This is a genomic window from Selenomonas sp. oral taxon 892 str. F0426, from assembly GCF_000468035.1.
Lineage (GTDB): Bacteria > Bacillota > Negativicutes > Selenomonadales > Selenomonadaceae > Centipeda.
In genome coordinates this window covers 67,558-85,552 of sequence record NZ_KI260542.1, presented here as the reverse complement: position 1 = coordinate 85,552, position 17,995 = coordinate 67,558, and the positions used below count along the sequence as shown (strand labels likewise).

Genomic DNA, 17,995 nt, shown 5'->3' with positions numbered 1-17,995 from the left:
GATATAACTTATTGTATATCTCTATCGCAATCTGCGTTGGATGTGTGCATATTTTCGATGAGGAGTGACGACGATGAAGCTGGTTGTGACGATTGTCGGGCGGGATCAGGTCGGTATTGTGGCGATGGTGAGTGGGATTCTTGCCGAGCAGCGCGTGAACATCCTAAATGTGAACCAGAATATCATGGATGGGTTTTTCAATATGGTCATGATTGCTGAGATGCCGGATGACGCGGAGATCCGCCTGAAGGATCTGCAGGAACTTCTGCGGAAAAAGGGGGAGGAGCGCGGGCTTGAAATCAAGCTTCAGCACCAGGAGATCTTTCAGGTCATGCACAGCATTTGAGCGAGGGCAAAAGAGTGATTACATTTGAGGACATCCGTGAAACAAATCGGATGATTACGGAGAACCGCCTCGATGTGCGGACCATAACGATGGGGATTTCCCTGCGAGACTGTGCACATCCGAACATTGATAAGTTTTGTCAGAATGTGTATGAAAAGATCACGAGCTCGGCAGAATATCTTGTACGCACGGGCGAGGATATCGAGGCGGAGTACGGCATTCCTATCATCAATAAGCGTATTTCCGTTACACCGATTGCCATTGCGGCGGATGCATGCCGGACAGATTCGTTTGTACCCGTTGCAGAAGCGCTTGATCGTGCGGCAAAGGCCGTCGGCGTCAATTTCATCGGAGGCTTTTCCGCACTCGTCGAAAAGGGGATGACGCATGGCGATCGCGTGCTCATCGACTCGATTCCCCAGGCCATGGCGGCAACGGATATCGTCTGCTCGTCGGTGAATATCGGCTCAACGAAGGCGGGCATCAATATGGATGCCGTGCGTGAGATGGGTGATGTGATCAAGCGCACGGCGGAGCTGACGCGTGAGCAAGAGGCTCTCGGCTGTGCAAAGATTGTTGTATTCTGCAACGCGCCCGGAGATAATCCCTTTATGGCGGGAGCGTTTCACGGAGTCGCCGAGGGGGATCGCGTTATCAATGTGGGGGTCAGTGGGCCAGGTGTCGTGAAACATGCCCTTGAGGAGCTGAAGGGGGCAGACTTCACAGAGATTGCGGAGACGATCAAGCGGACGGCATTTAAGATCACACGCGTTGGACAGCTTGTTGCACGAGAGGCATCACGTCGCCTTGGCGTACCGTTTGGAATTATCGACCTCTCTCTTGCACCGACATCAGAGGTCGGGGACAGCGTTGCGCGTATTCTCGAGGAAATGGGGATCGAGGCATGCGGCGCTCCCGGCACAACAGCTGCATTAGCACTCCTCAACGACGCAGTCAAGAAGGGCGGGCTCATGGCCAGCTCCCATGTTGGTGGACTGTCGGGCGCGTTTATTCCTGTCAGTGAGGATGAGGGCATGATCGCAGCTGTTGAATGCGGCAGCCTCTCGATTGAAAAATTGGAGGCGATGACCTGCGTCTGCTCGGTCGGTCTTGATATGATCGCCGTCGAGGGGGATACTCCGGCTGCAACGATCGCCGCGATCATTGCAGATGAGGCGGCAATCGGCATGGTGAACAACAAGACGACGGCAGTTCGAATTATCCCCGTACCTGGGAAAAAGGTGGGGGAGGGGGTATCGTTCGGCGGACTCCTTGGGTACTCGCCGATCGTTCCGGTGCGCAGTGCATTCAGCTCAGCGGCATTTATTGCACGGGGAGGGCGGATCCCCGCACCAACGAGGTCGTTGACGAACTAATATGAGAGTAACGAAAGCCATCAAAGCGGAGCAGCTCCGCATACTCCGCGAACTTTACCCCAATGCGAAGCCTGCCCTAGAGTTCAAGACACCGTTTGAGCTCCTCATCGCGGTGATTCTTTCGGCACAGTGTACAGATGTACGCGTCAATATTGTGACGGGACGCCTCTTCCAATATGCGAATACACCAGAGGCGATTGCAGCTCTTGGGCAGACGAAGCTCGAGGCCGCAATTCATGACTGTGGGTTCTTTCGTATGAAGGCCAAGCATATTTTGGAGACGTGTGACATCCTGCTCCAGGAATATGGAGGGAAGGTTCCTGCAGACTTCGAGGCGCTGCAGCGTCTCCCCGGTGTCGGCCGCAAGACGGCGAATGTCGTGATGAGTGTTGCCTTTCACGCACCTGCGATTGCCGTCGATACCCACGTATTCCGCGTGTCAAATCGTCTGCGCCTTGCGGTTGGAAAGACGCCGCTTGAGGTGGAGAAGGGCCTGCAGAAAGTGATTCCAAAAGAGGACTGGAGTGACGCGCATCATTGGCTGATTCTGCATGGACGGCAGCTATGTAAGGCACGCAAGCCCCTCTGTGGAGACTGTCCGCTCAGTCCTGTCTGCCCAAGCAGTGCTGCATAACGTATGATGAAAGGAGCGTGAGATATTGATCTACCGAAAGGCGCGGTTTGATGATATTGAGTCCATCTATGGGCTCGTACATATCTATGCGGCGCAGGGTGAGATGCTCCCACGCTCACGCAACACACTCTACGAGAACTTGCGTGATATGGTCGTAGCAGAGGCAGATGACGGCGTCATCGGTGTTGGTGCTCTGCATATCATGTGGGATCGTCTTGCTGAGGTGCGTATGATGGCAATTTCTCCCGATCATACGCGTAAAGGAGTTGGAGCCGAGATTGTGAGCAGGCTGCTCGCGGAGGGCGATGCCCTTGGGATTGAAAAGGTATTCACGCTCACGTATAAGCCGGACTTCTTCCGAAAATTGGGCTTTATCCGTATTAGTAGGGAGGAGTTGCCGCAAAAGGTTTGGAAAGAGTGCATTGACTGCCCGAAGTATCCAAACTGCGATGAGATTGCTATGATCAAGGTATGATGGAGGCGCGTTATGATTGTTGTGATGAATCCAAGAGCTACGCAGGAAAATATCGATCAGGTTACGGCGAAAATCGAGCAGGCAGGGCTGCGTACGCATCTGTCGAAGGGGGAGGATCGCTTTATCATCGGTGTGATTGGCGATAAGAAGCTCATTGCGGGACTTGAGATGAATATGATGGATGGTGTTGAGAAAACAGTTCGTATTACAGAGAAGTATAAGCTTGTCAGTCGTGATTTCCATCCGGCGAACAGCATTGTTGATGTGGCAGGATTCCCGGTCGGCGGCGAACAGCTTGTTATCATGGCTGGTCCCTGCTCGGTCGAGAGCTATGATCAGCTCTATGATGTTGCAGTTAAGGTGAAGGCTGCCGGTGCTCAGTTTCTGCGCGGCGGGGCGTTCAAGCCGCGTACAAGCCCCTATGACTTTCAAGGGCTTGGGCTTGAGGGGCTGAAAATTCTTCGCGATGTTGGGGATAAGACGGGATTGCGTGTTGTGACTGAGATCGTGGATAAAGACGACATTGATCTTGTGTCTGAGTATGCTGATCTCCTGCAGGTCGGGGCACGTAATATGCAGAACTTCCAAATGCTCAAGGCACTTGGAAAGGCAAAGAAGCCTGTGCTCTTCAAGCGAGGACTTTCTGCAACGATCAGTGAGTGGCTCAATGCTGCCGAATACATTGTATCGGGCGGGAATGGAAATATCATCTTCTGTGAACGGGGCATCCGCACCTATGAGACCTTTACGCGCAATACCATGGATCTCAATGCCGTTGCAGCGCTCAAGGAGCTCACACATTATCCCGTTATTGCAGACCCGAGTCATGGAACGGGACGTTGGCAGATGGTGCGCCCCCTGGCGCGCGCCTCGGTGGCAGTCGGTGCAGACGGTCTCATTATCGAGGTTCACTGCCATCCGGAGGCTGCTCTTTCGGATGGGGATCAGAGCCTTATTCCGCGCAACTTCGAGATGCTGATGGATGAGGTGCGTCAGATTGCACCCGCTGTCGGACGTCGCGTATGACGCAAACCAAGCTTGCAATCATCGGCGTTGGCCTGATCGGTGGTTCGCTTGGACTCTGCCTCAAAGATGCACTCGGGGATGATATCTATATTACGGGGCTTTGTCGTACGGAGGCATCCATGCGGCAGGCGATCAGTCTTGGCGCGGTGGATGAGGCTTCATCCGATCTGAATACTGTTGTCGGAGACGCTGATATTGTCTATCTCAGCCCACCGGTCTTGCAGATTGTTCCGATGGTGGAGAAAATACTGCCCCATTTGAAAGATGGAGCGATCCTGACCGATGCGGGCAGCACAAAGGGCGCTGTCTATGAGGCGCTGCATAAGATACTGCCTCCGCATATTTACTATGTGCCGGGGCATCCGATGACGGGGCGTGAGAAGAGCGGTGTGGAGGCCGCAACAAAGGACCTTTTTGCGCACAAGGCATATGTTATCATTGATGACCCGATGGTACCTCAGGAGATCAAGGATCGTCTTATGATGGTTCTGCGTTATACGGGGGCAAACTTTACCACGCTCGATCTCGCACAGCACGACCGTTGTGCGGCGGTGATCAGCCATGTGCCGCATCTTGCGGCGGCAGCGCTTGTTACTCTGCTCAATCGAAGCGGGGATGATCTAGCCTCTTGCCTGAAGCTCATCGGCGGCGGATTTAAAGACACGACACGTATTGCATCGTCGAATGCAGATATGTGGGCGGATATCTGTATGACAAACAGAGTGCCGATCACGGATACGCTTCACACGTTACAAAATATTCTTGGAGAGGTCATTACGGCAGTAGAGGCGGGCGATCGACAGGCAGTACACGACTACTTTTCTGCCTCGAAGGCAAGACGTGACAGTATTCTCCATGATGCAGAACAAAAATTTGATACAAATTGAGTAAAATTTTACGAAACCTCTTTTTTTTAGAACGTATATATGATATAGTATAAAATACTATATATGTACGATCCTATCAGGGGGGATTACCGTGAAAAAAACCAGAATATCCACGCGGCGTCAGTCTGAAATCCTGCAGTATATCAAAGATTTTTTGGTCGAAAAGGGCTATCCGCCATCGGTACGAGAGATTGGAACGGCAGTGGGGCTGAAATCAAGCTCCACTGTGCACCGTTATCTTGCCATGCTTGAGGAAAACGGGGCAATTCGGCGTGATGCGACAAAGCCGCGCGCCATTGACATCATGGGTGAGAATCCATGGGGGCGCACGATCCCGGTGCCGCTTGTCGGCACGGTGACGGCAGGTGAGCCGATTCTAGCAGAGCAGAACGTCGAGGATGTATTTTCTTTCCCCCGTGGTTTGATTGGTACGGCGGAGGATGTCTTCATGCTGCGTATTCAGGGCGACAGCATGATCAACGTCGGCATTTTTGACGGTGATTTTGTGCTTGTCCGTCAACAGCCGACAGCGAACAATGGGGAGATCGTCGTTGCCCTGGTGGATGGTGAGTCGGCGACGGTGAAGCGTTTTTTCCGGGAGAAGAATTGCATTCGTCTGCAGCCGGAGAACGATTCGATGGAACCCTTCTACGAGACAGATGTACAGATTCTAGGGAAGGTTATTGGACTTTATCGTCATATTTGAGACGATTCGAGGGAGTACTGTGTGAAAAGCATGGTGCTCCCTTTTCATTTGGAGCAAGGAATGATATAATAATTTTGTTTTCTGTCATTGGAGAGGTAATTATGGCAAAGGAATTGCGCAGCGGCTATACAACAGGTGCTTGTGCAGCAGCAGGAGTCAAGGCCGCATTCCTGTTTATGGCAGGTGTAGATTGGCGTGAAATCTCTTTGACAGCGCTCGATGGTACGCTTCTGACGATTCCGGTCAAAGAAGTCAGGGAGACAGCAGATGGCATTTGCGCTGAGGTCGTAAAGTTCTCGGGCGATGACCCTGATATTACGAATGGAGTCTCCGTATTTACTACGATTCAGCGGCGCGATGAGCCAGGCATCGTATTTCGGGCAGGCAAGGGTGTCGGCACAGTGACAAAGCGAGGCATGAGCCTTCCTGTTGGAGAGCCATCGATCAATAAAGGACCGCGCACACTGATTCGCAGTGTGATTGAGGAGATGACAGGCCGTCCAGATTCTGGCGCGGTCGTGACGATTTCTATACCTGAGGGCGTGGAGCTTGCCAAGAAGACCCTCAATCCAGTACTTGGGATCGAAGGAGGCATCTCCGTCATCGGGACGACGGGAGTTCTCCGTCCAATGTCAGAGGAGGCTTTCAAGGACTCCCTCGTGCCGCAGATCGATGTGGCACTTGCAGCACAGGAACCTGTGCTCGTATTCGTTCCCGGCAAGATTGGGGAGAAGATTGCCCTCTCGCTTGGGGTACCGCAGACAGCGCTCATTGAGACGAGCAATTTTATTGGATTTATGTTGGATCGTGCTGCAGAACGAGGAGCAGCACGCATACTCATTCTCGGTCATACGGGAAAGCTTGTGAAGATGGCTGCTGGGGTCTTTCACACGCACAATCGCATTGCGGATGCCCGCCTTGAGACACTCGCTGCCTACGCAGCGGCAGAGGGCCTGCCACAGGACGGTGTGCGTGCCGTTCTTGCGGCGAATACGACGGAGGACGCGATGGAGATCATTGCTTCGGCCGGATTGATGGAGCGCGTCTGCAGTGTCATTGCGGAGCGCGTGCATGTCCGTGCGGAGCGGTATGTCTTCGGCAAGGTCGAGGTCGGTGCACTCATGGTGAATTTCGCGGGCGATATTCTTGGCGCGGATGAACGGGCATATGGCTTTGCACGTGCGTATGGATGGAGACTTGAACAATGAACCATAAAATTATCGTGGTTGGTATTGGCCCGGGAGATCCTGCGTATTTGTTGCCAAAAGCACAGACAACGATAGAGAATGCTCGTATCCTGGTTGGAGGCAAACGTGCGCTTGTCGACTATTCGCATCATGGGGTACATGAATGTGCCGTCGGTGCAGATATCTCGGGTGTTCTCGCCTTTATTGAGGAGTCCCTCGCGGGAGATGATGTCGTCGTTATGGTCTCTGGGGATCCTGGATATTTTTCACTTCTCGATGCATTGCGGCGCACATTTCCTTTGGAACAAATAGAGGTTGTTCCTGGCATTAGCTCGCTCCAGCTTGCGTTCGCGCGGCTGGCTCTGCCATGGCATAATGCTAGGCTTCTTAGCTTTCATGGACGCGAACCTCTGACAGAGGAACTCTTTCGCTCATCGGATGCAGTAATCGGTATGCTGACAGATGGGCGAAACAACTCGCAGACAATTGCTGTGCGCCTGCTCGCGTGTGGATGGCGGGATGAGGATATAATGTATATCTGCACGCGGCTTTCGTATGCAGATGAGAATATTATAACGACGACTTTGGGGGCAGCGAAGATGGATGCCGGCATTGGGCACGGTGTCATCATTGTCTGTGCACATGAGGAGAATGTATGAACTTAGGAATTAAAGACGATGCTTTTGTGCGGGGGAAGGTACCTATGACGAAGGAGGAGATTCGTATTCTCACGCTCGTCAAAGCGCAGATCGCACCGGATGCAGTGATCTACGATGTCGGTGCGGGAACCGGATCGCTCTCTATTGAGGCTGCACGCCTTGCCCCTGCAGGTCATGTTTATGCGATCGAAAAAAATCCGGAGGGCATTGGTCTAATCACTGAGAATGCAAAGATTTTTTCTGTGGAGAATATCACCGTAGTGGAGGGGACTGCCCCTGACGCTTTGGCGGGGCTGCCGGAAGTCGATGTGGCCCTCATTGGCGGCAGCGGACGGAAACTTGCAGATATTTTAGATATCATTGGGCAGCGCCTGCGCCCTCATGGACGTATTGTGGCAAATGCAATCACCATGCAGACGGTAGCTGCATGCCTGGACTATTTCCATAAGCATACAGAGCATTATACCTATGAGGCGATACAGGTGCAGATCAGTAAGCTCGAGCGTGTCGGCCCGTACGACATGGCAAAGGCCCTGAATCCAATCTATATTATTACAGCACAGCGAAAGTGAGGTATCTATATGATTCATATTGTCGGTGCGGGACCAGGTGATCCCGAACTCATTACTGTCAAAGGTGCACGCTATCTTTCAGAGGCGGACGTTGTCATCTATGCGGGATCTCTCGTTAACCCTGCCCTTCTCGAGATGTGCAAAGAGGGGGTGGAGATCCACAACTCAGCGCATATGACACTCGACGACGTGGTTGAGGTGATCGTCCGTGCAGAGTCCGAGGGAAAGATGACAGTTCGTCTGCATACGGGTGATCCTGCAATCTATGGTGCAATTCAGGAACAAATGGATGCCTGGAAGAAGCATGGATTTGACTATGATGTTGTACCTGGTGTCAGTTCGTTTCTTGGCACTGCCGCCGCGCTGCGCCAGGAGTATACGCTGCCCGGCATTTCACAGACGGTTATTATCACGCGCAACGAGGGACGTACGCCCGTTCCGGAGCGCGAAAAGCTGCGGAGTCTCGCCTCACATCATGCGACAATGTGTATTTTCCTTTCGATCACCATGATTGAGGAGGTTGCAGCCGAACTCATTGAAGGTGGATATGAGGAGACTACGCCGATTGCCATTGTTCAGAGGGCAACATGGCCGGAGCAGAAGATTCTGCGCGGCACTCTCGCAACGATTGCAGAGCAGGTAAAGGAAGAGGCGATTGATCGTACGGCGATGATTGTCGTCGGAGATTGCCTTGATACGGAATATAATCTTTCACAGCTCTATGCGCCCGGATTCTCGCATATGTTCCGGGATGCAAAATCGTGAGAACAGCGCTTTTTGCCTTGACGGAGAGCGGTGCACAGCTTGCGCTGCGCCTCTCTGAGGCCCTCGGTGATGGGGGGACGATTCACCTGCCGGAGCGCCTGCGCAGCAGTGTGATAACGTCCTGTGAGACCGTATATTTTACACGTCTTGCGGATGTCATCAAGACGGCGTTTGTGCGTTATGATGCACTGATCTGTGTGATGGCGACGGGCATTGTCGTGCGTATGATCGCGCCCTATACGACGAGCAAGCTGTACGATCCCGCGGTCATTGTCTTTGATGAGGCGGGACACCATGGGATCAGTCTCCTCTCAGGGCATGTCGGCGGTGCAAATGAACTCACACGCAACCTTTGTGCAGCGGTAGGGGCTGACCCGGTCATCACAACGGCGACCGATGTGACGGGGGTTCTTGCACCAGATGCGATCGCTGCACGATTAGCCTTGCGCCCCGTACCCAAGGCCGCCATACAGACGGTGAATACGGCACTTCTTGAAGGAAAGACGCTCACATACTACCTGGATGCCAGCTTGTCGCAGGCCCCATTCTATGAGGAACAGCTGCGTAGAGAGGATGTGCAGGTACGATCCTTTCAGGGGGCGATACCGTCCGTGGGGGCGGATGAGTTCCGCGTTGTTATCGTGCAGGCGGACGATATTCCGAATATGCATGAGCCGCGCACACTATACCTTACACCGCGCCGACTGATTGCAGGGGTTGGCTGCCGTGCAGGTGTGCCGGAGGCGAAGATTCTCCGCGCACTCACAGAGGCGTGCGGCATGATCGGACGTGAGCCGTCCGCCATCGATCTCTTTGCGAGCACAGTGGTCAAGAGTCATGAGGATGGGTTGTTGTCGGCAGTTCGCACACTTGGACGGGAGATTCGTTTCTACCCGAACGAGGAGCTTGCTGCGATGATTCAAGAATACGGACTTATAGAGTCCAATTTTGTCCGGCAGACGATCGGCGTCGGGAATGTTTCCGAGGCGGCGGCGCTCTGCGCGGCTGGAGAAGCAGGCGGGCGCATGGCGCTCGGAAAAACAAGTTTTGGGAAAGTGACGGTGGCACTCCTATGGGAAAAATAAGTGTTGTGGGCATTGGCCCGGGCAGCTTGGACGATATGACCTACCGTGCACGGCGCACGATTGAAGAGGCGACGACGGTAGTCGGATACAAGCGCTATGTGGATCTGATCGCGGAGCTTGTCGAAGGAAAAAAGGTGCTCGATACAGGCATGACGCAGGAGATTGACCGCTGCCGTGCGGCGCTTCAGGAGGCGTCAGCAGGGGAAAATGTCGTTGTCATCTCGAGTGGTGATGCCGGCATCTATGGAATGGCAGGTCTTGTCCTCGAATTGCTCGTGAAGATGGATGACGCGGAGAAGCCGGAGTTCGGCGGCGTGATTCCAGGTGTCTCGGCGATGAGTGCGGCGGCAGGTCTTCTTGGTGCGCCCATTATGCACGACTTTGTTGTCATCAGCCTCTCGGATCTGCTCACGCCGTGGGAGATCATTCAGGAACGTGCCGAACTCGCGGCAAAGGGCGATTTTGTTACGGCGCTCTATAATCCGCGCAGCAATAAGCGCGTGGGACAGATCAACGCGGTGCAGGAGATCTTCCTGCGCCACCGTGCTCCCGAGACGCCCGTTGGCGTCGTGACGGGAGCGAGTCGTACCAATGAGGCGATGCTGATTTCGAGGCTCAGCGACTTTACGAAGGAGGACATCAATATGTTCTCGATCGTCATCATTGGCAACTCCAAGACACGTCAGGTGGGAGACTGGATGATTACGCCGCGCGGCTATCAGAAACGGGAGCCGGGACTTTGATTTTTGTAGCATCGGGGACGCAGGACGGGCGTGAGATTGTACGCCGCCTGTGTGCCTCAGGATATGATGTTGTTGCCTCTGTTGTCAGTTCCTATGGGCAGCAGCTCCTCGCAGAACAGCAGAAAAGGGGCGGTGGGCGTCTCATTATCAATGATACACCACTTGATGAAGATGGTCTGCGTCGTTTTTTCAGTGAACATGAGATTCGTGCCTTTGTCGATGCAACGCATCCCTATGCAGTCAATGTTTCACGGAACGCCATGACGGCGTGTGCGGCGGAGGGGATTCCCTATATTCGTTATGAACGCAATCTCACGGATATCTCCTATGAGAATGTCCATCTCGTTCATTCATATGAGGAGGCGACGGAGGTTGCTGCTCGTTTAGGGAAGACGGTGTTTTTGACAACAGGCAGCCGTAATCTGGAGCGCTTTGTCAAGGCACCTTCTCTTGTGGACTGTACACTGATTGCGCGTGTGCTGCCAACGGCGGATGTAATTGCCCTTTGTGAGGACCTTGGATTGACACCGGCCCAGATTATTGCGATGCAGGGGCCGTTCTCCCGTGAGCTGAATCGAGCTATGTATGAAAAGTATGGTGCAGATGTCGTCGTGACAAAAAACAGCGGCACAATCGGCGGAACGGATGAGAAATTTCAGGCAGCTGAGGATTTGGGGCTCCCTGTAATTGTGATTGATCGTCCCGTACTCGCATACCCACATTTAGCACATACCTATGAGGAAGTAAAAGATTTTGTTGATTTGATGAAAGTATCATAGAATAAGGAGTTTTTCATGGATTTTATAAAGGAACCTATGGCGATTGAAAACCGCAGCATGGAGCTGATTGCACCTCATCTGGAGGGCCTCGGCTTGGACGAGCGTGCGACAAAGGTATACTCTCGCTTAATTCATGCCTCGGGGGATGTTGGCTATGCACCGATTACCCGCATTCATCCCGAGGCCATTGATTCTGCCATTGAGGCGCTTAAGGCTGGTGCACATATCTATACGGATGTAGAGATGGTGCGTACGGGCATTAACAAGAAAAAGCTTGCCTCATTCGGAGGTGAGGTGCACTGCCTCGTAGCGGATCCCGATGTCGCTGTGCGCGCGAAGGAACTTGGAATTACGCGCTCGATGGTTGCCATGCGTCAGTTTGGCAAGGATCTCCATGGCAGTATTATTGCCATTGGAAATGCGCCGACGGCACTCTTTGAGGTTCTTCGCCTTGTGCGTGAGGAGGGCATTCGCCCTGCCTGCATCGTTGGTATTCCCGTCGGCTTCGTGGGAGCAGCCGAGTCGAAAGCTGAGCTCGCAGAGAACGGCATTATTCCATATATTACCGTCGAGGGCACGAAGGGCGGCAGCCCCATCGCGGCGGCGGCAATCAATGCGCTCATGTATCTGATTGATAACACGCGCCCCTAATCAAGGAGAGGTGGATTCATGCAGTGGAACATTCCACGTCTTGTCGTCGCTGCGACTCAGTCCGGCGGTGGCAAGACAACCTTGGTTACAGGGCTTCTTGCCGCACTGCGCAGCCGTGGACTTTGTGTGCAGTCATTCAAGGTTGGCCCGGACTATATTGATCTTGGTTACCATCGGATGGCAAGCGGACGTACAGGGCATAATCTGGACACCTGGCTTGTGCCGGAGGGGCGGCTGACAGAGATCTTTGCACGCGAGTGTGAGGGCGCTGATATTGCTATAATTGAGGGCGTGATGGGACTCTATGATGGGGGGCGCCGCGGCATCAGTTCGACGGCTGCCATCGCAAAGGCTCTTGACACCCCCGTGCTTCTTGTGATTGATGCGAAATCGGTCGGTGCTTCGGCAGCGGCGACAGCACTCGGCTTTCGTGTCTATGATCCTAAGCTGAATCTTGCGGGAGTTCTCATCAACCGTCTCGGCAGCGATACACACGAGGACATGATCCGCGAGGCAATGGCTGGGATTGATATGCACGTTTATGGTGCGATACGGCGCGACAGTACGCTTTCCTTGCCGGAGCGTCATCTTGGCTTGACTCCAGTGGAGGAACATGCAGCCGCAGCGACGATTCATGCCGTGGGAGAGCGCGTTGAGGAAGGGCTTGATATTGAGGCCATTCTGGAACTCGCTCGCAGCGCTGAACCCGTTTCATTGCCGATGGCATCGCGGCAGGCCGCGCAGCGAGCCACGCGTATTGGCGTTGCACGTGACGAGGCCTTTTCCTTCTACTATGCAGCCAGTCTCGCCGAACTTGAGGCACAAGGCGCAGAAATCGTGGAATTCAGCCCTCTGCATGATGCCTGTATTCCGAACGTAGATGGTCTCATTATCGGCGGTGGATTCCCCGAGATGTTTGCAGGGCAGCTTTCTGGGAATGTGTCCATGCGAACATCTATCTCTCGTGCAGCAGCCGCGGGTATGCCTATCTATGCAGAATGCGGCGGATATATGTATTTAATGAAAACACTCATCGACTTTGACGGAGTGGAGCATGAGATGGCTGGTATATTTCCTATGCAGGCGCGCATGACCGAGAAACTGCAAATGGTTGGTTATGTTGAAGCAGAGCAGGCCGTAGATACTGTGCTTGGCTCCGCAGGACTTGTTCTGCATGGGCATGAGTTCCACTTCTCCGTCGAGGAGGCAGAGCACTCGGCAGATCTTGTTCGTCCGTTTACCTTTACGAAGCTGCGCAACGGAGCACAGTACCAAGCGGGATGCGTTTTTCAAAACGCATTGGGGAGTTATCTGCATCTTCATTTTGCAGGATGTCCGTCTGCTGCAGCGCATTTTGTGGAGGCGTCCAGCAGATGGGGAAAATAGTCCTTGTAACGGGTGGTGTGCGATCTGGAAAATCTGCATTTGCCGAACGCTATACGGCTTATTGTGCGGCACAGACGGGGACGAAGGTCGCCTATATTGCCACGGCACAAGTCTATGATGAGGAAATGCGCCAGCGCGTCGATCTTCACCAGAGCCGCCGTCCAGCAGATTGGTCTACATACGAAGCACCTTTCCATACAGAGGATGCCATTCGTGCGGCAGGAGCGGCGCACGGTGTCATCCTATTTGACTGTATTACCATGTTTCTGAGCAATGATATGCTTCAGTACCCGGAAGAGGAACAGGAGCGTGATTCCTTTGTGCTCCATGTGGAGAAGCGAATAGGCGCGCTTATTTCTGCGGCCCAGGAAATCTCTGCGACCACCATTTTTGTAACGAATGAAGTGGGGGCGGGGATTGTGCCCGAACATCGCCTGGGGCGTCTTTATCGGGATATGGCGGGACTTGCCAATCAGCAGATTGCGTGCAGTGCAGCGGAGGTCTATCTCGTCACCTGTGGGATTCCGGTGAACATCAAGAAGATTGCGGAGGTGATCTGATGGCAAAGAGCGTTATGCTGATGGGAACGAGCTCTCATGTTGGCAAGAGCATTTTGACGACGGCGCTCTGCCGCATATTCCACCAAGAAGGATGGCGTGTCGTTCCTTTCAAGGCACAGAACATGGCGCTGAACTCCTATGTCACGCTTGATGGGCGTGAGATGGGGCGTGCACAGGTGGCACAGGCGGAAGCGGCGGGGCTTGCCCCTATGGTTGATATGAATCCCGTTCTTCTCAAGCCGACGGGGAATGCACAGTCTCAGGTTATCATCAAGGGTGAGCCGGTCGGCAACATGAGCGCACGTGAATATCACAAGGGATACTCGCTTAAAGCATGGGGGGCGGTTGAGGAAGCACTCGATCGACTCCAGGAGGAGTACGAGCTGCTTGTGATCGAGGGAGCGGGCAGTCCCGCCGAGATCAATCTCAAAGCAAATGATATTGTCAATATGCGTGTGGCAAAGCATCTGCATGCTCCTGTCCTGCTTATTGCTGACATTGATCGCGGCGGTGCTTTGGCTTCTCTGGTAGGCACGTTGGAACTCTTGGATGAGGAGGAACGCGATCTTGTCAAAGGCCTCATCATCAACAAGTTTCGCGGTGATGTGAGCCTCTTGACTCCGGCACTTGATTTCCTTGAGGAAAAGACGGGCAAGCCTGTTCTTGGCGTTGTACATCATATCGAACAGCTTGGGATTGATGAGGAGGACTCTGTCTCGCTCGATGAGAAGCGCTATGGAGATGGGGGGGCGCACAAAGATCAGCTGCGCATCGCGGTCATTCGTACACCGAAGCTTTCGAACTTCACAGATTTTGACGCACTTGCAAATGAGCCGGATGTCGCGCTTTACTATGTGAGCGTACCGTCGGAACTTGGGACTCCCGATCTTATTCTCCTGCCGGGATCGAAAAACACAACGGAGGATCTCCTCTATATCCGAGACAGCGGTCTGGAAGAGGCGATTCGGAGCTGTGTATCGCGAGGCACACTTCTCTTTGGTATCTGCGGAGGGTATCAGATGCTTGGCAGAGTGGTGCGCGATCCGCTCCATACGGAGTCGGAGCACGAGCAGACGACCGGTTTTGGCTATTTGCCGATCGAGACGACATTTGCAGCCACGAAGCGTCTGCGTCAGGTCACTGCAACGGCTGATTTTAGCTTCCTCGGCGCACAGATTTCAGCGGTGAATCTTTTTGGCTATGAGATCCATATGGGAGAGACTATATTCACGGAGGAGGCGCATCGACCATTCCATATTGTTCGGGCAGGCAGTCAGCCGACAGACGTACGTGATGGTGCGCTCTCGAATGATGGGCTTGCCATGGGAACCTATATTCACGGAATCTTTGATGCGGATGAATTCAGACGGGCGTTTCTCAATCGCCTGCGTCAGCACCGTGGGTGGGAGGAGTTGCCCGTGCAGTACCGCTATCGTGCAGAAAAAGAGCGTGCCTATGATCGCCTTGCCGAGAGTGTGCGCAAAAGTCTAGCCATGGAGAAACTCAGAGCGATTGTCGGCCTGGGGGAGAGCAGATGATCCCTGCACCACTCCTTGCCATGGGGGCATTCTTTCTCGATACGGTACTTGGCGATCCACAGACAAGGTGGCATCCTGTCGCCGTGCTTGGTCGTTTTATTTCGCTTTTGGAGCGCCTGCTCTATCCAACGGGTGGCAGTAATCAGCGAAAATTTGTGATGGGATCTCTGCTGGTGCTCTTCATACTCTGCATTGCCTATGCGTTCGCAGAGGGCCTGCTGCTTGCGGTGCGTCAGCTGCCTGTGGCATGGGGGAGCGACGCTGTCAGCGTGCTTCTGCTCTATTTTTGCATCTCTCCCCGCATGCTGGCTAAGGCGGGACAGGATATCTATATGCTGCTCGTCAAAGGGGATCTCCCAGCAGCGCGGGAACACGTTGGATATATTGTCGGGCGCGATACGGCACAGCTTGATGAGGCTGATGCCGCACGAGCAGCCATTGAGACCGTTGCGGAGAATACTGTGGACGGCGTGATTGCACCGTTTTTTTTCTTTGCACTTGGGGGAGCTCCTCTTGCTGTACTCTATCGTGCAGCAAATACGATGGACTCTATGCTCGGCTATCGAAATGAGCGGTATCTTTACTTTGGCCGCATGGCAGCGCGCGTGGATGATGTCCTGAACTACATACCGGCGCGCATTTCGGGGGTGCTCTTTGTCATGGCGGCCTTCCTCCTGGGCTATGATGGGCGCAATGCGCTCAATATTCTTGTCCGCGACGCTGCCGGACATCCAAGCCCGAATGGGGGACATGCTGAAGCTCCTGTTGCAGGTGCTCTTCACATACGTCTCGGCGGCATCAACTACTATTTTGGTGAGCGACATTTCCGCGCCTATATGGGTGATGCGCATATGGATATATCTGCAAAGCATATTCTCGGCGCAATTCGCCTCATGTATACGGTGGCTGTACTATTCTTGCTCTTTTACTATCTTTTTTCACTTTATCGGTACAATTAGAGGCGTTTCATGCATTCATTTTTGATTGGGCTTCAATTTCTTACAAGGATTCGCTTGGTGAATCAGACGGAATGGACGGCAGAGGACTTTGGGCGCAGTACGCGTTTCTTTCCTCTTGTCGGACTTGTCCTTGGTATCTGCTATGCATCTGCGGCATGGCTTCTCGTTTATACGAAGGGGCTCTTCGGAATGCAGGCACTGCCCACAGCACTCCTGCTCATACTGCCGCTCGTTTTGACGGGAGGGCTGCATGCGGATGGTTTTATGGATACGGCAGATGGCGTGTTCTCTGGACGTGAACGTGAGCGCAAACTCGAGATCATGAAGGACAGCCGTGTCGGTTCGTTTGGGGTTGTTTCCTTCGTTCTCCTCATGTTTGTGCAGTTTTCTTTGCTCTTTGATATGCATCCGCTTCTTCTCGTCCCTGCGCTTTTCGTTATGCCCATCATCGGCAGGCTTGCGATGGTGCTCGCCGTTTCCTGTTTTCCCTATGCGCGCAAGGACGGCGTAGGGAAGACATTTGCGGATATGGGGGATCGCAGGACCGTTGTGATTGCAGCATTGACAACGACAGCGCTTGTTCTTCCCTGGGGGACGCTTGCAGCGGCAGCACTCGTCCTCGGCACGGCCTTTGCACTTCTTTTTTGCAGTGCAATGACGAAAATTCTTGGCGGGGTGACGGGGGATGTCTATGGAGCGGCAACCGTACTTACCGAAACACTTGTCCTTGCTGTCTTTTCACTTGCATCAACACATCCGAACGTTTGGGGGATATTATGGAAATAATCGCAAAAGCACCGGCATCCTGTGGGGAACTCGTGGAAGGCGTCCTTGAGGGGACGCCGTTTCTTGTGACTGCGCCCATCAGTATGTATGCCGTGGCGACAGTCTCAGATCGCTTCACGGGAGTGCATGGGCTTGGGGCGAAAGCACAGGAGGCAATGCGTCTAACGCTTGCGCATATCGGACAGAAGGCGCTGCCCTTCGGTATACGCTTGGAATCGGAGATTCCGCAGGGCAAAGGCATGGCATCCTCAAGTGCGGATATTGCTGCGGTCAGCTGTGCGACGGCGCGCGCCTTTGGTCGAGAGATTACAGGGCGCGAGATCATGGATATTGCCATTGCAATCGAGCCGAGTGATGGGATTGCCTTTTCAGGACTCGCCCATGTAAGCCACACGACAGGCGAACTTTTTGGGCAATACGCCAATGTTCCTCTTTTCCCCATCTCAATTTTTGACGTAGGTGGGGAGGTCGATACGATTGCCTACTATCAGAGCAAGGGAAACAGCGGCAATCAGGACGAGATTTATCGGGATTTACTTGCTAAGGTGACGCATGCGTTTTATGCAGCGGAACGCCAGAAGGAGGAGATGCTTGGTCAGGTGGCGACTGCGAGCGCTCGCCTCAATCAAGCGCATTTGGAAAAACCACAACTCGAGGAGTTCATCCGGGCGGCACAGGATCAGGGCGCGCTCGGCATTCTCGTGGCGCACAGCGGAACGGTGGTCGGCGCACTCTGGTCGACTGAGATGAAGAGTGATGTAATCGAGGAAAAGACAAGCACTCTTGCAGCGGCATTTGAAGGAAGGTATCGTTTTATGCAGCCAGCGCGACTCATCTCGGGCGGCGTTGTCTGTGAAATCAGGCCGTAAGAAGAG

The 17,995-nt window shown here is 53.6% G+C and carries 21 protein-coding genes; all 21 read left to right on the top strand.

What is annotated here, in order from left to right:
* Nucleotides 1-73: 73 nt before the first annotated feature.
* Nucleotides 74-346, top strand: coding sequence for an ACT domain-containing protein (locus HMPREF1992_RS08410; RefSeq protein WP_021685472.1), 273 nt, complete (start codon nt 74-76; stop codon nt 344-346).
* 14 nt (nt 347-360) lie between these two features.
* The gene (locus HMPREF1992_RS08405) at nt 361-1,722 is read left to right on the top strand and encodes a PFL family protein (protein WP_037359285.1); all 1,362 of its coding nucleotides are present in this window, start codon (nt 361-363) and stop codon (nt 1,720-1,722) included.
* A 1-nt stretch (nt 1,723) separates the two neighbouring features.
* Nucleotides 1,724-2,356 (top strand): endonuclease III, encoded by a 633-nt coding sequence (gene nth / locus HMPREF1992_RS08400; RefSeq protein WP_021685470.1) that lies wholly within the window; start codon nt 1,724-1,726, stop codon nt 2,354-2,356.
* A 25-nt stretch (nt 2,357-2,381) separates the two neighbouring features.
* Nucleotides 2,382-2,831 (top strand): N-acetyltransferase, encoded by a 450-nt coding sequence (locus HMPREF1992_RS08395; RefSeq protein WP_021685469.1) that lies wholly within the window; start codon nt 2,382-2,384, stop codon nt 2,829-2,831.
* A 12-nt stretch (nt 2,832-2,843) separates the two neighbouring features.
* Entirely contained in the window at nt 2,844-3,857 is a 1,014-nt protein-coding gene (gene aroF / locus HMPREF1992_RS08390) for a 3-deoxy-7-phosphoheptulonate synthase (protein WP_021685468.1), read from the top strand.
* A complete protein-coding gene (locus HMPREF1992_RS08385) occupies nt 3,854-4,744 on the top strand; it encodes a prephenate dehydrogenase/arogenate dehydrogenase family protein (protein ID WP_021685467.1) in 891 nt (296 codons plus the stop codon). The genes aroF and HMPREF1992_RS08385 overlap by 4 nt, the downstream gene beginning before the upstream one ends.
* A gap of 91 nt (nt 4,745-4,835) precedes the next feature.
* The gene (gene lexA / locus HMPREF1992_RS08380; RefSeq protein WP_021685466.1) at nt 4,836-5,450 is read left to right on the top strand and encodes a transcriptional repressor LexA; all 615 of its coding nucleotides are present in this window, start codon (nt 4,836-4,838) and stop codon (nt 5,448-5,450) included.
* A gap of 101 nt (nt 5,451-5,551) precedes the next feature.
* Entirely contained in the window at nt 5,552-6,658 is a 1,107-nt protein-coding gene (gene cbiD / locus HMPREF1992_RS08375) for a cobalt-precorrin-5B (C(1))-methyltransferase CbiD (protein WP_021685465.1), read from the top strand.
* Entirely contained in the window at nt 6,655-7,296 is a 642-nt protein-coding gene (gene cbiE / locus HMPREF1992_RS08370) for a precorrin-6y C5,15-methyltransferase (decarboxylating) subunit CbiE (RefSeq protein WP_021685464.1), read from the top strand. Before cbiD ends, cbiE begins: the two co-directional genes overlap by 4 nt.
* Nucleotides 7,293-7,868: a precorrin-6Y C5,15-methyltransferase (decarboxylating) subunit CbiT gene (gene cbiT, locus HMPREF1992_RS08365; protein WP_021685463.1), complete on the top strand. Its 576-nt coding sequence runs from the start codon at nt 7,293-7,295 to the stop codon at nt 7,866-7,868. Before cbiE ends, cbiT begins: the two co-directional genes overlap by 4 nt.
* A gap of 9 nt (nt 7,869-7,877) precedes the next feature.
* Nucleotides 7,878-8,633, top strand: coding sequence for a precorrin-4 C(11)-methyltransferase (cobM, locus tag HMPREF1992_RS08360; RefSeq protein WP_021685462.1), 756 nt, complete (start codon nt 7,878-7,880; stop codon nt 8,631-8,633).
* Nucleotides 8,630-9,718 (top strand): cobalt-precorrin 5A hydrolase, encoded by a 1,089-nt coding sequence (locus HMPREF1992_RS08355; RefSeq protein ID WP_021685461.1) that lies wholly within the window; start codon nt 8,630-8,632, stop codon nt 9,716-9,718. The genes cobM and HMPREF1992_RS08355 overlap by 4 nt, the downstream gene beginning before the upstream one ends.
* Nucleotides 9,706-10,461, top strand: coding sequence for a precorrin-3B C(17)-methyltransferase (cobJ, locus tag HMPREF1992_RS08350; protein ID WP_021685460.1), 756 nt, complete (start codon nt 9,706-9,708; stop codon nt 10,459-10,461). Before HMPREF1992_RS08355 ends, cobJ begins: the two co-directional genes overlap by 13 nt.
* The gene (gene cobK, locus HMPREF1992_RS08345) at nt 10,458-11,240 is read left to right on the top strand and encodes a precorrin-6A reductase (protein WP_037359251.1); all 783 of its coding nucleotides are present in this window, start codon (nt 10,458-10,460) and stop codon (nt 11,238-11,240) included. The genes cobJ and cobK overlap by 4 nt, the downstream gene beginning before the upstream one ends.
* A 15-nt stretch (nt 11,241-11,255) precedes the next feature.
* Nucleotides 11,256-11,891, top strand: coding sequence for a precorrin-8X methylmutase (locus HMPREF1992_RS08340; RefSeq protein WP_021685457.1), 636 nt, complete (start codon nt 11,256-11,258; stop codon nt 11,889-11,891).
* Between the two features lie 18 nt (nt 11,892-11,909).
* A complete protein-coding gene (locus tag HMPREF1992_RS08335; protein ID WP_021685456.1) occupies nt 11,910-13,277 on the top strand; it encodes a cobyrinate a,c-diamide synthase in 1,368 nt (455 codons plus the stop codon).
* Nucleotides 13,265-13,837, top strand: a complete 573-nt coding sequence (gene cobU / locus HMPREF1992_RS08330; protein WP_021685455.1) for a bifunctional adenosylcobinamide kinase/adenosylcobinamide-phosphate guanylyltransferase — start codon at nt 13,265-13,267, stop codon at nt 13,835-13,837. Before HMPREF1992_RS08335 ends, cobU begins: the two co-directional genes overlap by 13 nt.
* The gene (locus tag HMPREF1992_RS08325; RefSeq protein WP_021685454.1) at nt 13,837-15,375 is read left to right on the top strand and encodes a cobyric acid synthase; all 1,539 of its coding nucleotides are present in this window, start codon (nt 13,837-13,839) and stop codon (nt 15,373-15,375) included. The genes cobU and HMPREF1992_RS08325 overlap by 1 nt, the downstream gene beginning before the upstream one ends.
* Nucleotides 15,372-16,334, top strand: coding sequence for an adenosylcobinamide-phosphate synthase CbiB (gene cbiB / locus HMPREF1992_RS08320; protein ID WP_021685453.1), 963 nt, complete (start codon nt 15,372-15,374; stop codon nt 16,332-16,334). Before HMPREF1992_RS08325 ends, cbiB begins: the two co-directional genes overlap by 4 nt.
* 9 nt (nt 16,335-16,343) lie before the next feature.
* Nucleotides 16,344-17,120 carry an adenosylcobinamide-GDP ribazoletransferase gene (gene cobS, locus HMPREF1992_RS08315; RefSeq protein WP_021685452.1) on the top strand — a complete coding sequence of 259 codons (777 nt, stop codon included), beginning with the start codon at nt 16,344-16,346 and terminating at the stop codon, nt 17,118-17,120.
* Nucleotides 17,111-17,989 (top strand): GHMP kinase, encoded by an 879-nt coding sequence (locus tag HMPREF1992_RS08310; protein ID WP_021685451.1) that lies wholly within the window; start codon nt 17,111-17,113, stop codon nt 17,987-17,989. The genes cobS and HMPREF1992_RS08310 overlap by 10 nt, the downstream gene beginning before the upstream one ends.
* The last annotated feature ends 6 nt before the right edge of the window (nt 17,990-17,995 follow it).

Excerpts from the sequence above, each read along its gene's own strand:
- HMPREF1992_RS08410 (WP_021685472.1), top strand. The coding sequence starts at position 74 with ATGAAGCTGGTTGTGACGATTGTCGGGCGGGATCAGGTCGGTATTGTG.
- nth (WP_021685470.1), top strand. The coding sequence starts at position 1,724 with ATGAGAGTAACGAAAGCCATCAAAGCGGAGCAGCTCCGCATACTCCGC.
- aroF (WP_021685468.1), top strand. The coding sequence starts at position 2,844 with ATGATTGTTGTGATGAATCCAAGAGCTACGCAGGAAAATATCGATCAG.
- HMPREF1992_RS08385 (WP_021685467.1), top strand. The coding sequence starts at position 3,854 with ATGACGCAAACCAAGCTTGCAATCATCGGCGTTGGCCTGATCGGTGGT.
- cbiD (WP_021685465.1), top strand. The coding sequence starts at position 5,552 with ATGGCAAAGGAATTGCGCAGCGGCTATACAACAGGTGCTTGTGCAGCA.
- cbiE (WP_021685464.1), top strand. The coding sequence starts at position 6,655 with ATGAACCATAAAATTATCGTGGTTGGTATTGGCCCGGGAGATCCTGCG.
- cbiT (WP_021685463.1), top strand. The coding sequence starts at position 7,293 with ATGAACTTAGGAATTAAAGACGATGCTTTTGTGCGGGGGAAGGTACCT.
- cobM (WP_021685462.1), top strand. The coding sequence starts at position 7,878 with ATGATTCATATTGTCGGTGCGGGACCAGGTGATCCCGAACTCATTACT.
- cobJ (WP_021685460.1), top strand. The coding sequence starts at position 9,706 with ATGGGAAAAATAAGTGTTGTGGGCATTGGCCCGGGCAGCTTGGACGAT.
- HMPREF1992_RS08340 (WP_021685457.1), top strand. The coding sequence starts at position 11,256 with ATGGATTTTATAAAGGAACCTATGGCGATTGAAAACCGCAGCATGGAG.
- HMPREF1992_RS08335 (WP_021685456.1), top strand. The coding sequence starts at position 11,910 with ATGCAGTGGAACATTCCACGTCTTGTCGTCGCTGCGACTCAGTCCGGC.
- cobU (WP_021685455.1), top strand. The coding sequence starts at position 13,265 with ATGGGGAAAATAGTCCTTGTAACGGGTGGTGTGCGATCTGGAAAATCT.
- HMPREF1992_RS08325 (WP_021685454.1), top strand. The coding sequence starts at position 13,837 with ATGGCAAAGAGCGTTATGCTGATGGGAACGAGCTCTCATGTTGGCAAG.
- cbiB (WP_021685453.1), top strand. The coding sequence starts at position 15,372 with ATGATCCCTGCACCACTCCTTGCCATGGGGGCATTCTTTCTCGATACG.
- cobS (WP_021685452.1), top strand. The coding sequence starts at position 16,344 with ATGCATTCATTTTTGATTGGGCTTCAATTTCTTACAAGGATTCGCTTG.
- HMPREF1992_RS08310 (WP_021685451.1), top strand. The coding sequence starts at position 17,111 with ATGGAAATAATCGCAAAAGCACCGGCATCCTGTGGGGAACTCGTGGAA.